Raw genomic sequence first — 14,519 nt, forward strand, 5'->3', positions numbered from 1 at the left:
CGTCATGACTGCCTTGGGGGCTCAGTCTTCGGGTTGGCCGACGAGCGCGGCGTTGAGGCCGATCTCGGGGGTCTGGTCCGAGAAGATCGAGGCGAACCAGCCGGGATTGCTGACCAGCGCCGGCTTGAAGGCGTTGCAGCCCGCCTTCATCTCTTCCCAGGTGCCTTCCTCGCAGAGCTTGATCGTTTCGTTGGTGACGACCGGCAGCGGCAGGATGGTGTTCTTCGGTACATCCTTGCCTTCCAGCGCCGCGACGGCGAGCTTGAGGGCCAGCGCGCCGGAATAGGGCGGCGAAGCGTAGGAGATGCGCGGCGCGCCGAGCGGTGCATAGGGCGAGGCGGCGCCTTCGACCTCGGTGCTTTCCGGCAGCATCTGGATGCGACCGCCATTGGAGCCTTCGCCGGCGCAGGGCAGCAGTTCGCTGGTCTTCTTGCCGGCCTCGAGCTGCATGGAATTGGCGGTGAAGCAGCCAACCTGCGTCCACAAGCCGTCGATGTCGTCCCATGAGCGGGTGCCGAGAATCTTCGACAGCTCGGTGCGCGCCACCGCCTGGCTCCACATGCCGACCGCCTCGGCGACGATCTTGATGTCGGGGTGTTTTGCAAACACCTCCTTCGCCGCCTTGGTGCGCAGGTCGTCCACGGACGTGCCGGGCACGCCGGTGATGGCGACGATCTCGCCCTTGCCACCCAGCTTCTGCACCAGCCACTCAGCCGTCACCCGACCTGCCTCTTCCTGGTCGATATGGACGTTGTAGGCGCAGGGCTCGGTGATCTCGGCGTCGTAGGCGAACACTTTTACGCCCTTGTCGCAGGCGTTCTTGACGACCTGGTTCAGTGCCGTCGGCGAGATCGGGAAGATGACGATCGCTTCGGCGCCGGCCTGCACCATGGCATTGATCTGCTGGATCTGGCGCTGCGCGTTTGGCCCCGCCACCTGGACCTGCAGGTCCACCTTGTCGGCCAGGCTGGGATGCGCCGCCATGGCCTTCACCATGTTGGCCGCCTCGGCCTGCCAGTCATTGCCGATGAAACTCATGCTCAGGAAGATCTTGTGCTTTTCCTGAGCGTCTGCTGCCGAGGCGAGGCAAAGCGCGCTCGCAGCCATTCCGGCCAGCAGCCCGAGCTGCCGGACGCGTGATCCGATACCCATAGAAGTCCTCCACCCTTGTTCCGGATGAATCCGCAGCCTGCTTGCAAGCCGGCTTGCCATCCAACGGCACGAAAGCTAGCATGATTTGATCAAAGATCAATGATAGAAAGCTGGTGACCGCAATTTTCTCGGGCTTGACGTGCCCCCACGGGCTTGCAATGCCGGAGCGGGAGCAGGCGGCAGGGATTCATGGCAGGCGCTGACTTCAAGAGACATGGGTTCGACGTGGCCCCGCTGTCGCGGGACACGCTTCAGGACCGCGTGTTCGACAACATCACCGAGTTGATCCTCGACGGCAGCCTGGTGCCCGGCGAGATGGTGACGGTTCAAAGTCTTGCCGATGCTTTCGGCGTCAGCCCGATGCCCGTCCGCGAGGCGCTGCGCCGACTCACCGCCGCCAACGCGCTCACCGTCGTCTCAGGTCGCTCGATCGGCATTCCGAAGCTCAGCCGGGCGCGTCTCACCGACCTGCGCAATGTGCGCTTCGAGATCGAGGCGATCGCCGCCGCCTGGGCGGCGGAACGCCGTAGCGACGCCGATATCGAGGTTTGCGCAAAACAATTCGACAGGCTGGAAGCGGCAAATGCCGAAGGTAACGTCAAGGCCTATCTGCGCGCCAACTACGCCTTTCACTTCGGCATCTATCGCGCGGCCGGCTCCGACAATTTGCTCAAGATCATCGAGAATCTGTGGCTGCAGATCAGCCCCTACTTCAACATGCTGCACGGTTCCGGCAATTATTCCACCGCCAATACGCACCACAAGGAGATGCTGGAGGCGCTTCGGAAACGGAATACGTCGGCTATCAGCCGGGCCGTGCGGGCCGACATCGACGCAGCCTACCATGTCCTGAACGGACTGTTGTAGAACTTGCCGGTTATAGATGGGGCGGGTCGGCCCTATGTCAGCCCGCCATCGGCGAGGATTGTGCGGCCGGTGATCCAGCGGGCGTCGTCCGAGGCGAGGAAGGCGACGATGCCGGCGATGTCGTCCGGCTGGCCGATACGGCCGAGCGGTGTCATCGTGCGAATCTGCTCGCCGCGTTCGGCGATGATCTTTGTCGTCATGTCCGTCTCGATCACGCCGGGCGCGACCGCGTTGATGGTGATGCCCTGCGGGCCGAGTTCCCGCGCAAAACCATGGACCATCGCCGAGACAGCGGCCTTGGAGGCGGCGTAGACCGTGCTGGTCGGGATCGGGCTGTAGGCGAGCCGCGACGAGACATGGACGATCCGGCCGCCCTCCCGCATCACGGCTGCGACTGCCTTGGTGAGCATGATCGCGCCGAGCACATTGGTGTCGAACATCTGCCGGACAAAGTTCTCGTCTACCGATGCCAGCGGCCGGTAGGGACCGATGCCAGCCGTGTTCACCAGCACGTCCAGGCGGCCGAACCGCGCCACCGTCTGCTCGACCATTTTGGCCGCGTCGCCGTCGCGGCCAATGTCGCCCTGCACGGCGATGGCGCGGCCGCCGGCGGTTTCGATCTCCCGAGCCAAGGCCTCGGCTTCACTCGATGCCGCGCGATAGCCGATGGCCACGGCGGCGCCGTCCGCCGCCAGACGTCGGGCTACGGCCGCACCGATGCCGCGCGACCCGCCGGCTACCAGCGCCACCCGCGCGCCATTGCTTTCGGCCATGCTTCGTCTCCTAGCGTTGCTGTTTCCAGGCGCCGTCGGGCACGAGGTCGAGCGGGGTTTCGATCCGCAGGCCGCGGTCGACCGGCTTCGATGCCGCCGCGAGCACGTGTTTTTCCAGCTCGTCGAGATAGGCCGCGCGGCCTGCGTCGTCGGTGCGCGGCGCCCCGTAGGCGACGAAGGGCGGCTCCAGTTCGTAGCCCATATATTCGAGCCCAAGATGCTGGATCTGCCAGAGAACCTGCCGTTCGAGCTCCCCATAGGGCGCCCCGACGCCGAAGCGGGCCAGCGTGCCGCCCGATGTCATCGACACCATCGCCCGGCGCCCGCGAAACACGCCGGTGTCGAAGCGCAGGCCGTCGGCATAACCGAAGCCGTAGGCGAAGACGCGCTCGCCCCATCCCTTGACGATGGCCGGAGCGCCGCCCCACCAGAGCGGGAACTGCATGACGACGAGATCGGCATCGGCGACACGCTGCTGCTCGCGCGCCACGTCGGGGGCGAAGCTGGCGTGCCGCGACGCATGCGCCTGCTCTGTCTGGTAGTGAAAAACGTCCGGATCGGCGACGCTCAGAAAATCGTGCCGGCCGGCGACCGGGTTAAAACCTTCCCGGTAGAGATCGGAGACGACCACGTTGTGGCCAGCCTCGGTCAAAACCGCGCGCGCGCGTTCGCACATGGCGGCGTTGAAGGAGGCTGGCTCGGGATGGGCGTAGACGATGAGGACGTTCATGCAAGCCTCAGAACCCGACCCTGTCGGCTCCCTTGAGCTGCAGGATTTCCCGCGCCTCGGCCGGGGTGGCGATCGACAGGCCAAGGCCCTCGACGATGCCCCGCACCTTGGCGACCTGCTCCGCGTTGGTTTTCGCGAACTGGCCCGGTCCGATCCATAGCGAATCTTCCAGCCCGACCCTAACATTGCCGCCCATGGCCGCCGCCTGCGCGGCGATGCGCATCTGGTTGGAGCCCGCTCCCAGCACCGACCACGAATACTGGTCGCCGAACAGCCGGTCCGCCGTGCGCTTCATGTGCATCACGTCCTCCGGATGGGGACCGATGCCGCCCAGAATGCCGAAGACGCTCTGGACGAAGAAGGGCGGCTTGACGATGCCGCGATCGACGAAATGCGCCAGCGTGTAGAGATGGCCGATGTCGTAGCATTCGATCTCGAAGCGCGTGCCGTTCTCGGCGCAGGTCGTGAGGATGTGCTCGATGTCGGCGAATGTGTTCTTGAAGATGCGCTCGCGCGAGCCTTCCAGATAGGGCCGCTCCCAGTCGTGCTTGAACTCCTTGAAGCGGCCGAGCATGGGATAGAGACCGAAATTCATCGAGCCCATGTTGAGCGAGGCGACCTCCGGCTTGAAGGCGACGACCGGCTTCATGCGCTCCTCGATCGTCATGGTGGCCGCACCGCCGGTGGTGATGTTGACGACGCAGTCCGAGCGCTGCTTGATCACCTTGAGGAACGGCGCGAACGCCTCCGGCGACTGGTCGGGCAGGCCGGTTTCGGGATTGCGCGCATGCAGGTGGACGATTGCCGCGCCGGCCTCCGCCGCGCCGATCGCCGCGTCGGCGATCTCCTCAGCGGTGACCGGAAGGTGCGGCGACATCGATGGCGTGTGGATCGATCCCGTCACCGCGCAGGTGATGATGACTTTGCGAGTGGCCAATCTCGTTCTCCTTCCCGGATATGCCTTGTCACGCCGCGAGGTTTAGCAGGCCGGCAGCGTTGGTCGAAATGATCTTCCTGATGTCGGCCTTGGGAACCTGATGGTCCAGCAGGTCGGAGACGATCATGCGGTAGCCGTCGACCGGCTTCGGCGCCTGGGTCAGCCCGAGGTCGGAGCCGAGGACGGTGCGGTCGACGCCCGCGACCTCCATCATGTGGACAAGATCCTCGGTCTCGTGCTGCTTGGCGCGGCCGGGAATGAACATGCAGATCGAGTGCTCCATATAGGCGCCGAGCGCCACCAGCCCGCGAATATCCTCGTCCGAGCAGCCGATGATGTAGCTCGGGTGGTTGACCAGCATCTTCTTCACGCCACGCTTTCCCGCTTCTTCGAACAGCAGGAACAGTTCCGAGACGTGCAGATGGCCTCCGGCCAGGATGATGTCGGCCTCGGCGATCAGGTCGCAGATCTGTTTTGTCTCGTCGGTCAGCCTGCCATTGGCGTCGAGCACGGTAAGCGGGATCGGCGGCAGCATGGGCTTCGCCGTCTTGGGGAAGGATTTTGCGGCATAGGCCTGGATGTGGTTCTGCGCCGCGAAAGTCGGAAACCAGACGATCTTGCCGCCCAGCTTGATGCTGTGATCCACCGCATGGGGGTTGATGCCGCCCGAGGCGTTGTTCAGCGCCACGCCCGAATAGAGTTCGATTGGAGCGTCCGGATAGATGTCCTTCAGCACCGCGCAATGCGGCATGCCGACGTAGTAGTGATCCTTGTAGAGCAGCGCCTTGAACTGCGCGTCGAGCGCCATCTTGAAGGCTTCGTGGTGGCCGAGGATGCGCGGCATGGCGGCCGGGCCGGAATGGCAGTGCAGATCGACCGCGCCGACCAGCAGGTCCGCCACCTCGGCGGCGCGCCCGGGCTCCATCGGCGGCATCGGCACGATGAGCGGATAGTTGGTGGTGGTGTCGGCCATCGTTCTTCTCCTTGACTGAACCCGTTCAGGCGCTCTTGGCGCCCACGGATGAAATGTCGGCATAGGCTTTCGACGCGGCCTGCCGCAAAAAACCCTGGTCCGACGCGACGATGAAGGTCGTCGCACCCATCTGGTGGAAGCGGCGCGCGTCGTCCGCATTGGCGACCATCATCGCCACCGGCTTTCCTGCCCGTTTGGCGGCCGCGATGATTTTTTCGCAGACCGCCATGATCTCCGGCGCGTCCATGGCCGGCGCGCCGAGCGCCACGGTCAGGTCGCCGCGGCCGATGAACACGCCGTCGAGCCCGTCCGTCGCCACGATGGCGTCGATCGCGTCCAGCGCTTCCGGGTCCTCGATCATGGCGATGAAGGTGACCGCGCTGTCCTGCGCGTCGACATGCGGCCAGACGCCGACCGCTCCGAACTCGCCGGCGCGCGTGGTGTTGGAAAAGCCGCGCCGGCCGCCGCGAAAACGGCAGACCTGGGCGATGTCCCTCGCCTTCGCCGCCGAACTCACATGCGGCACCAGCACGCCGGTGGCGCCGTCGTCCAGCACCGCCAGGATTTTTGCCGCGCTCGGCTCGGCGACGCGGACGATGCCGGCAGTCTCCGACGCACGCGCGGCCAGCAACGCGCCGTCGATGGCGACGCGGTCCCAGGGCGCGTGCTCCTCGTCGATGACGACGAACTCGAAGCCGACCTTGCCGAGGATCTCGACCGGATGTGTCGCCGGCGTCTTGATGAAGGTGCCCACGAGCGTCTCGCCCGCGATGAAGCGTTTGCGGAAACCCGTCGGGGCAGTTGCGGCAGCCATCGTGTCGTCCGTCCTTTCTGGCGCCTCAGGGCGCCGGGACCATGAAATTGGGGAGCCAGAGCGTCACCGCCGGCACCAGCGCGATGAGGGCAAGCAGGGCGATGCAGATGAAGAACATCGGCACGACCTCCTTGCTGACCGCTCCGAGCGACTGCCCGGAGATGGCGCAGACGACGAACAGGCAGACGCCGACGGGCGGTGTGACCATGCCGATGACGACGTTGAGGGTGACCATCACGCCGAACTGCACCAGGTCCATGTCGATAACATCGGCCACCTTGAGCAGGATCGGCATGGTGACGATCATCACCGAGATCGGTTCCAGGAATTTGCCCAGCACCAGCAGCATGATGTTGATCATCAAAAGGATGACCAGCTTGTTGTCGCTGACGCCGAGCAGCAGTTCGGCGAATTTGGTCGGCACCTGCTCGATGGTGAGCGCGAAGGCGACAATGCTCGCCATGGCCAATATGAACAGCAGGCCCGACGTGGCGATGGCGGTCGAGATCAGCGCCTGCCAGATCTTGTCCCACGACAGTTCGCGATGCAGCAGGCCGACCATAAGCGCATAGGCGACCGCCACGGCCGCGGATTCGGTGACGGTGAAGATGCCGGTCTTGACGCCGCCGACGATGATCACCGGCAGCATCAGCGCGGGTATCGCCGCGACCAGCGAGGAGCCGCGTTCGCTCCACGGCACTTTCGGCATGCGCGGATAGTCGTTGCGCGCCGCCTTCCACCAGGCATAGCCAATTAGCGAGAAGCCGAGGATGAATCCGGGTATGACGCCGGCGATGAACATCTGTCCGATCGAGGCGCCCGATAGCACACCGAACACGATCATGGTGATCGAGGGCGGGATGAGCGGATCGATGACGGAACTTATGGCGACGAGCGCCGCGCCATAGGCGGCGGGGATGCCCTGCCGCGCCATCGCCGGAATCATGAAGCTGCCGATGGCCGAGGCCTGGGCCACCGCGCTGCCGGAGATGCCGGCAAAGAGCGTGCTGGCCAGCACGGTGACCAGCGACAGGCCGCCGCGGAAATGCCCGACCAGCGCATTTGCAAAGCCGATCATGCGCCCGCTCAGACCGCCGGAATTCATGAGGTTTCCGGCCAGAAGGAAGAGCGGAATGGTCAGCAGCACGAACTGGTCGACGCCCTGCAGCATGCGCTGCGGCAGGGCCATGACCAGCGCGCCGTTGCCGGTCAGCCAGAGATAGACCAGCCCGCCGGCGCCAAGCGCGAGGGAGATCGGGATACCGACGATGAGGAAGACGGCAAAGATGCCGAGAAACGCGATCACGTCATGGTCTCCCCATTGGCGGGAGCCTGGATCGGAAGGCCCTGGGCCACGCGCCAGGCGTCGTAGGCGAGGCGCCCGAGGAAGTGGGCAAGCAGGATTGCGCAGCCGAGCGGCACGGCGACATAGATCCAGAAGACCGGGACGTGCAGCTCTTTTCCGGTTAGCGACATCCAGATGAAGTCGATGGCGGGGATCATCTGCGCCGAGAAGCGCAAGGCGTGGCCGAGACCGGCCGAAATGATCAGATAAAGGAAGATGGCGATCGGGATCGCCGTGACGAAGCGGATCGCCATGTAGGTGCGCGGCGAAACACGGGCGCTGAAGAGGTCGAGCACGACCAGTTCGCCACGATAATAGGCATAGCCCACGAACAGGAATGTCTGCCAGATCAGGATGTAGCGGCAGAGTTCCTCGGCCCAGATCAGCGACGAATTGAAGACATAGCGGGCGATCACCTGCACCACCATGACGGCGACGATGACGGCCATCGACGCGCCGGCGAGCACCTGAATGGCGCGCTCGTAGACGCTGAAAAGCCTTATGATACCTGTTCTAGTCATCCGTGTTCCCCTCGTGGGACGATCATGGGCGCAAGGGATGGCGGAGACGCCGGGTCTCGCGCTGCCTACGGCCATGTTCGCTGGGGTTTGGTGGCGGTCCGGCCGCGCCCTGCGACCGGACCGGCGTCGATCCGCGCTCAGGTCAGGCCGCGCGCGGCGGTCACGAACTCCGCGATGAGCGGGTCCTTGGCGCTCCAGGTCTCGACGATCGGCGCCACCTTCTGCTGCATCTCCGCCAGGTTCTCGAGTTCGTGGAAGGTGACGCCCTTGGCCTTGAGTTCGTCGCGGCCGGAGAAATCCTGGTTCCTGGTATATTCCAGCGTCGGCGCGACGGACTGTTTTCCGGCCTCGCGCACGGCCGCCTGAAGCTCCGCCGGCAGGCCGTCGAACACCGCCTTGTTCATGGCGATGACGTTGTGCCAGGGGTAATGGCCGGTCAGCGTGAAATTCTTGCCGACCTCCCAGAGGTTCTCGGACAGCATCGACGAGACGTTGATCTCGACCGCGTCGATCACCTTGGTTTCGAGCGCGCCGTAGACCTCGCCATAGGGCAGGCCCACCGGCGCGGTGCCCACGCCTTCCCAGATCGCCTTGTGCAGCGGCACCGGCAGGATGCGCGTCTTCAATCCGGCGAAATCGGGCACCGACTTCACCACCTTCGTTGCCGACAGGAAGTGCCGCTGGCCGATGTCGGTGGTCTGCAAGCCGACCAGTCCGGCGGGCGCCAGGTCGTCCAGCACCTTCTGGCCGATGTCGCCCGTCGCCAGCTTGGCGAAATGGTCATAGTCGCGAATGAGGAAGGGCAACTGGTAGGCGTCGAGCGCCTGTCGCCCGGTCACCAGCGGGAACAGCACGCCCGAGCAGCCGCAGAGTTCGTTCGTCCCGGCCATTGCGGATTCGAGATTCTGCTTGTCCTCGCCGAGCTGGCGGTTCGGAAAGATGGTGATGTCGATCGCGCCGGGGGCAAGCGCTTCCAGCGCCTTCTTGAACTCGACGGCGGCGATATGGCCTGGGTGGATTTCGTTGGCGGCATGGGCGAGCCGCATCGGAATCGGCGCGGCGCGCGAAATGTTGGGCATTGCAAGTGTGGCAGCCATCGCGCCTGTCGACACGATGAGTTGGCGGCGGGTCAGCATGAACGTTTCCTCCGTTTCGTTATGCAGAACACTGTTGCGCTGAATAGTTCCATTGATCCATTGGCTCTGTCAAGCGGGCATGAAATCTTTTGCGAGAACCCGCATTTTCCGTGTGATCTTGACAAAGGTCCCATAAGTGGATTTCTAATCGTGTAGTATATGTTCTGCATAACAGAACGATCTTGGGAGAGAACGATGTACGATTCAAGCGACCCTCGCTCGCGCCTGGCTGCCGCGGCCTCGTCGCCGGCAACCGCCGCGCCGACCGATTTCGCGGCGGCCGATTACGGTCTGTTTTACGATGCGAAGCCGCAGGTCGTGGCGGACGGCGCCCGGACCTGGCTGACGCGGGGGCAGAATTTTCTGGTCGGCCATAGCCAGGTCGATGCGGGAGGGTCGTTGTCGCGGCAAAGCCAGCCGGACGAATATGTGCTGCTGCTCCCGGACCGCGAGACGCCGGCCATCGTGGAGGCCAATGGCGAGCGGCTGGAGGTCGACGGATTCTCGCTGGTGATCCTGCCGCCAGGCGACAGCCGCATCACGTTGCCGAAAGGCGGCCGCGCCACCCGCATCTTCTCCACCCGTTCGGACGATCTCAACGCACTCTGTTCGAATGCCGTGTCCTACGCCGAGTCCCATCCGAACGTGACGCTGCTCGAACCGTGGCCGGATCCGGTTGGCGGTTTCCGCACCCGCGTCTACAGCCTCGACGTTCCGCCGACACCCGGGCGATTCGGCCGCATCTTCCGCTGCACCACGATGATGGTGAACTATCTCGACCCGCAGCATGGCCCGCGCGACATCACAAAACTCTCGCCGCATCATCACGACGATTTCGAGCAGGGCTCGCTGGCGCTGGACGGAGCCTTCACCCACCATCTGCGCTGGCCGTGGACGACGAACCTCAATGCCTGGCGGGAGGACGAGCACGCCTTGGTGCGGTCGCCGTCGCTGACGGTCATCCCGCCGCCGGCGATCCATACCTCGCGCGGCATGGAGGCGGGCCTCAACCAGCTTGTCGACATCTTTTCCCCGCCGCGCGTCGATTTCTCAAAACAAGGCTGGGTGCTGAATGCCGACGAGTATCCGATGCCGGCTTCAGCCGGCTAAGATCATGGCTTCCCGCGCGGCACGTTTGCGCAATCCGCGAAAGGCGGTATGCCGTCAGGGCCGACCGAGATGCCGGCGCGGGGAAAAACACCTTCCTATGGTGGTCAGGCAATGAGCGAAGCACCCAAAGGCGGTTCGATCCAGGCCGTCGAGTTCGCGCTCGAAATTCTTGAATATGTCGCCCGCTGCCAGACGTCCGTGGGCGTGTCGGAAATGGCGCGCGCCTTCGGCACGACGAAGAGCCGTATCCACCGCCACCTCCAGACGCTGGTTGCCGCGGGCTATCTGATCCGCAACGGTGACACCGAGCGCTACTCCATCAGCGCGCGGCTGATGGCGCTCGGCCAGGCGGTAAGCGAGAGTTTCGAGGTGGCGACCGCGGCGCGCGACATAGCACGCGAGTTGCGCGACCAAACCGGCCATGCGGTGGCGATCAGCCAGCCCGAGCGGGAAGGCAACCGCATCCTCTTGATCGTGCCGAGCCGTTCCAACATCGAGATCCATGTCAAGCCGGGATCGATCCTGCATTTCCATTCGAGCGCCCAGGGAAAAATCTCGCTGGCGTTCGGCGACCGGCTGCTTCTGCCGCGCATACTCTCCGAAAAACTGGAGATGCGCACGCCCTACACGATCACCGATCCGGAACGCCTGCGTACTGAAGTCGAGGCGGTGCGCCGGCAGCGCTGGGCGACGGCCGCCAACGAGGCAATGGTCGGGCTGAATTCGCTGGCGGCGCCGATCTTCGATGCGCTGGGCGGTTATGTCGGGTCGATCGCATTGACCGATTCGGTGCAGTTCATCGCCGAAACCCCGACGACGGATCAGGTCCGCAACCTGTTGGCGGCCGCGGACAAGGTGTCCGCCAATCTGGGTTTTCGGCCAAGGAAATAGTCAACTCCGAGCGCTCGCTCCACGCCCGGACTTTGGCAAAGGTCTCGCAATCGGGCTCGGGCGTCGGCGCGTGAGCGGAAGGTTTCTGGCGCCGTCTCGGCAAATTGTGCCCGAGCCCGCCAGTGCGTGCTGGTGAGGCCAGCCACAACATGCGGTCGCCCACATCCTGTCGGCGATCGGTAAGAAATTGCGGTCCGCGCGCCATAGGGACGCTGATCGACCCCGGATCTGTTCTGGCGGTGTGATCCTTGTGTATGCTGACAATATAGCGATCCCAGCCATTGGGTGGTTGCTCAACTGGAGTTTGTCATGCGCAAGGCATTGATCGTCTGGGGCGGATGGGATGGCCACGAGCCCGAAAAGTGCGCCGACATTTTCAGGGGCTGGCTCACCGAGGACGGTTTTTCGGTCGAACTGGCGAACACGACCGTGGCGTTCGCCGATCCATCACTGCATGAGCTCAGCCTCATCGTCCCGATCTTCACCATGTCGAAGATTGCCAGGGAGGAAGCAGCCAATCTGGTGGCGGCGGTCGAGGGCGGCGTCGGCCTGGCCGGGCATCATGGCGGGATGGGCGACGCGTTTCGCGAGTGCGTCGAGTACCAGTTCATGGTGGGCGGCCAATGGGTGGCGCACCCCGGAAACATCATCGACTACCATGTCAACGTGACGAGGCCGGACGATCCGATCATGGCGGGTCTGTCCAGCTTTCCGTATCGGTCGGAGCAGTATTACATGCATGTCGACCCCTCCAACGAGGTGCTGGCGACGACCACTTTTTCGGGCGACCACGCCTGGTGGATCGACGGCGCAAAAATGCCGGTCGTCTGGAAGCGCCGCCATGGAAAGGGCAGGGTGTTCTATTCGTCGCTCGGTCACCAGGCTTCGGAGTTCGCAATTCCCGAAATGGGCGCCATCCTGCGTCGGGGCATGAATTGGGCGGCGCGTTGAGGCCCCCGCGTAGGCTGAGGAAAAGCTTGCATTTCAGCTCGAAGACGGAGAACAGAGGGCTTGCCGCGTCATGATTTGGGAAGGATCGGAATAATGGCAAAAGTCCGCGCACTCGTCCTCGAACGCCAGCACGAACTGTCGATGCGCGACATCGATCTGCCGCAGGATGTCAGGCCCGGCGAGGTCAAGATCAAGATTCACACGGTCGGGGTGTGCGGCTCGGACGTGCACTACTACACACATGGCCGCATCGGCCCCTTCGTCGTCAACGCGCCGATGGTACTTGGCCACGAGGCTGCCGGAACCGTCGTCGAGGTCGGCGAAGGCGTCACCCATCTGAAGGTCGGCGACCGCGTCTGCATGGAGCCCGGCATTCCCGATCCGAACTCGCGGGCGAGCCGGCTCGGCCTCTACAATATCGACCCCGCCGTGACGTTCTGGGCAACGCCGCCGATCCACGGCGTGCTGACGCCCTATGTCGTGCATCCGGCCAACTACACGTTCAAGCTGCCCGACAATGTGAGTTTTGCCGAGGGCGCGATGGTCGAGCCTTTCGCCGTCGGCATGCAGGCCGCCACCAAGGCGAAGATCGTGCCGGGCGACACCGCCGTCGTACTGGGCGCCGGGCCGATCGGCACCATGGTCGCCATCGCAGCGCTTGCCGGCGGCTGCGCCCGCGCCATCGTCGCCGACCTCGCCCAGCCAAAACTTGACATCGCCGCCGGCTATCAGGGCGTGATCCCCGTCAACAACCGCGAGAAGAATCTCGCCGAAGAGGTCAAGCGCCTGACCGACGGATGGGGCGCCGACATCGTGTTCGAATGCTCCGGCTCGCCCAAAGCCTGGGAGAGCCTGCTCGACCTGCCGCGGCCGGGCGGTGTCGTGGTGGCGGTCGGGCTTCCGGTGGCGCCGATCCCGTTCGACGTCTCGACTGCCTCGACCAGGGAAATCCGCATCGAGACGGTGTTCCGCTATGCCCACCAGTACGACCGCGCCATCGCGCTGATGGCTTCGGGTCGGGTGGATTTGAAGCCGCTGATTTCGGCCACCTTCCCCTTCGAGGAGTCGATCGTGGCATTCGACCGCGCCGTCGAAGCGCGGCCGGCCGACGTGAAGCTGCAGATCAGCTTGGCCGAATAGTTTTGCGCTGGCGGGTTGCAGCGGTCGCTCTCGCCGGCGGTCACTCTAGAGCATTTCCGGGTAAATCCGGGTCGCTCTGCCGGAGGGCATTTGGCCCAAGGTCGAGGGTTTCGGCGAAGGTCGTATCGGTGATACGGCCGAGCCGGAACCCGAAGGATTTGGGCCAAATGCACCCGGCCCGAAGGGTTTCCCGCTGGCGGGCGCCCGCTGCGTCGAGCCGCTCGGCCGTGGCGCCACCACGACCTTCGCGCCTCTCCTGGCGGATCGCCTCGCCATCGGAGAAACAGAGCTGACCCGGATTTGCCCGGAAATGCTCTAGATTCCGGTGGGTTTGATGTGGCCCCTTGGGCGCCCAGTACAGTATCTGGAAAATGATCAATCCAGATTCTGGATTCTGCTCTCCCCAATAACGAGGCGTCGCGGCCAAGCGGCTGGTTCACCACCGCGATGGCGGGTTAAGTTGTTGTTATACCTTAATTATTCCGACTGTCGCTAAAATTTCCGCTATTGGCGCGCGTCTTGCGTTGGCATTTGCAAGATCCCTCATGCCTTTGCGGAGAGCATAATTGGCGCTGCCCCTCCTGCCTATCCCGCCATTCGAACTGATGCTGCGGTTCAGCATCGACATCGTCGCCGTGCTTTTGCTGGTCTTTGGCATGTATTACCGCCGTCGGTACGACAAGGAACTGGCGACGACGGCGGTGATGTTCAACGTCGCGACGTTTTCGGTCCTTATCATCCTGTCCTCGGTCGAATTCGGCGTTGCCGCCGGCTTTGGTCTCTTTGCGATCCTTGCGCTGTTTCGGCTGCGGTCGGAGCAGTTCGACAAAGTCGAAATAAGCTATTTCTTCGCATCCATCGCCATCGCGCTGGTCTGCTCGGTAACCGGTACGACGCTTTGGCTCGTTGGCGCCGTGGTGGTGTTTCTGCTGCTCAGCGCCTTCATTCTCGATCATCCGCGCTTCCTGCATGCCATCAGTGGCGTCAAGATCGTGCTCGACGAGATCGACCATCGCGCTCTTACCGACGAACCGGCGATGCGCGCGGACCTCGGCAAACGTCTCGGCGTCGAGGTGATCTACTATGAAATCAAGGCGTTCGACTATGTCAACGAAACGGCATTGATCAACGTCTTCTTCCGCAACAAGTGACGTTCCGGCCGCGACGTGGCGTGCTGCC

General features: G+C 64.0%; 16 protein-coding genes. 6 read left to right on the forward strand and 10 right to left on the reverse strand.

The window, feature by feature from the left end:
* Positions 1–21 precede the first annotated feature (21 nt).
* A complete protein-coding gene (locus RB623_RS25625; protein WP_308059952.1) occupies positions 22–1,152 on the reverse strand; it encodes a sugar ABC transporter substrate-binding protein in 1,131 nt (376 codons plus the stop codon).
* A gap of 189 nt (positions 1,153–1,341) precedes the next feature.
* Between RB623_RS25625 and RB623_RS25630 the strand changes: the two genes are divergently transcribed.
* The gene (locus tag RB623_RS25630; RefSeq protein WP_308059953.1) at positions 1,342–2,019 is read left to right on the forward strand and encodes a GntR family transcriptional regulator; all 678 of its coding nucleotides are present in this window, start codon (positions 1,342–1,344) and stop codon (positions 2,017–2,019) included.
* Positions 2,020–2,051: 32 nt separating this feature from the next.
* Here the strand turns inward: RB623_RS25630 and RB623_RS25635 are convergent, their stop codons facing one another.
* The 8 genes from RB623_RS25635 to RB623_RS25670 form a co-directional block, all read right to left on the reverse strand.
* The gene (locus tag RB623_RS25635) at positions 2,052–2,792 is read right to left on the reverse strand and encodes a glucose 1-dehydrogenase (RefSeq protein ID WP_308059954.1); all 741 of its coding nucleotides are present in this window, start codon (positions 2,790–2,792) and stop codon (positions 2,052–2,054) included.
* A 10-nt stretch (positions 2,793–2,802) separates the two neighbouring features.
* A complete protein-coding gene (locus RB623_RS25640; RefSeq protein ID WP_308059955.1) occupies positions 2,803–3,522 on the reverse strand; it encodes an NAD(P)H-dependent oxidoreductase in 720 nt (239 codons plus the stop codon).
* 7 nt (positions 3,523–3,529) lie between these two features.
* Entirely contained in the window at positions 3,530–4,459 is a 930-nt protein-coding gene (locus RB623_RS25645; RefSeq protein ID WP_308059956.1) for a 3-keto-5-aminohexanoate cleavage protein, read from the reverse strand.
* A gap of 28 nt (positions 4,460–4,487) precedes the next feature.
* The gene (locus RB623_RS25650) at positions 4,488–5,432 is read right to left on the reverse strand and encodes a DUF6282 family protein (RefSeq protein ID WP_308059957.1); all 945 of its coding nucleotides are present in this window, start codon (positions 5,430–5,432) and stop codon (positions 4,488–4,490) included.
* A 25-nt stretch (positions 5,433–5,457) separates the two neighbouring features.
* Positions 5,458–6,246, reverse strand: coding sequence for an aldolase/citrate lyase family protein (locus tag RB623_RS25655; protein WP_308059958.1), 789 nt, complete (start codon positions 6,244–6,246; stop codon positions 5,458–5,460).
* A gap of 25 nt (positions 6,247–6,271) precedes the next feature.
* A complete protein-coding gene (locus tag RB623_RS25660) occupies positions 6,272–7,552 on the reverse strand; it encodes a TRAP transporter large permease (RefSeq protein ID WP_308059959.1) in 1,281 nt (426 codons plus the stop codon).
* The gene (locus tag RB623_RS25665; protein ID WP_308059960.1) at positions 7,549–8,112 is read right to left on the reverse strand and encodes a TRAP transporter small permease subunit; all 564 of its coding nucleotides are present in this window, start codon (positions 8,110–8,112) and stop codon (positions 7,549–7,551) included. Before RB623_RS25665 ends, RB623_RS25660 begins: the two co-directional genes overlap by 4 nt.
* A 137-nt stretch (positions 8,113–8,249) precedes the next feature.
* Positions 8,250–9,248 (reverse strand): TRAP transporter substrate-binding protein, encoded by a 999-nt coding sequence (locus tag RB623_RS25670; RefSeq protein ID WP_308059961.1) that lies wholly within the window; start codon positions 9,246–9,248, stop codon positions 8,250–8,252.
* Between the two features lie 195 nt (positions 9,249–9,443).
* Here RB623_RS25670 and RB623_RS25675 point away from each other — a divergent pair, with 195 nt between their 5' ends.
* The 4 genes from RB623_RS25675 to RB623_RS25690 all read left to right on the forward strand — a co-directional run bounded on the left by RB623_RS25675 (position 9,444) and on the right by RB623_RS25690 (position 13,340).
* The gene (locus tag RB623_RS25675; RefSeq protein ID WP_308059962.1) at positions 9,444–10,358 is read left to right on the forward strand and encodes a hypothetical protein; all 915 of its coding nucleotides are present in this window, start codon (positions 9,444–9,446) and stop codon (positions 10,356–10,358) included.
* A gap of 111 nt (positions 10,359–10,469) precedes the next feature.
* Entirely contained in the window at positions 10,470–11,249 is a 780-nt protein-coding gene (locus RB623_RS25680; RefSeq protein ID WP_308059963.1) for an IclR family transcriptional regulator, read from the forward strand.
* Positions 11,250–11,558: 309 nt separating this feature from the next.
* Entirely contained in the window at positions 11,559–12,200 is a 642-nt protein-coding gene (locus tag RB623_RS25685) for a ThuA domain-containing protein (RefSeq protein WP_308059964.1), read from the forward strand.
* A gap of 93 nt (positions 12,201–12,293) precedes the next feature.
* The gene (locus RB623_RS25690) at positions 12,294–13,340 is read left to right on the forward strand and encodes an NAD(P)-dependent alcohol dehydrogenase (RefSeq protein WP_308059965.1); all 1,047 of its coding nucleotides are present in this window, start codon (positions 12,294–12,296) and stop codon (positions 13,338–13,340) included.
* 40 nt (positions 13,341–13,380) lie between these two features.
* On the opposite strand, the gene RB623_RS25695 is transcribed toward RB623_RS25690, so the two are convergent.
* Positions 13,381–13,767 carry a hypothetical protein gene (locus tag RB623_RS25695; protein ID WP_308059966.1) on the reverse strand — a complete coding sequence of 129 codons (387 nt, stop codon included), beginning with the start codon at positions 13,765–13,767 and terminating at the stop codon, positions 13,381–13,383.
* Positions 13,768–13,906: 139 nt separating this feature from the next.
* On the opposite strand from RB623_RS25695, the gene RB623_RS25700 reads away from it, so the two are divergent.
* Positions 13,907–14,491 (forward strand): DUF4956 domain-containing protein, encoded by a 585-nt coding sequence (locus RB623_RS25700; RefSeq protein WP_308059967.1) that lies wholly within the window; start codon positions 13,907–13,909, stop codon positions 14,489–14,491.
* The last annotated feature ends 28 nt before the right edge of the window (positions 14,492–14,519 follow it).

This window comes from Mesorhizobium sp. LHD-90, from assembly GCF_030929505.1.
Classification (GTDB): domain Bacteria; phylum Pseudomonadota; class Alphaproteobacteria; order Rhizobiales; family Rhizobiaceae; genus Kumtagia.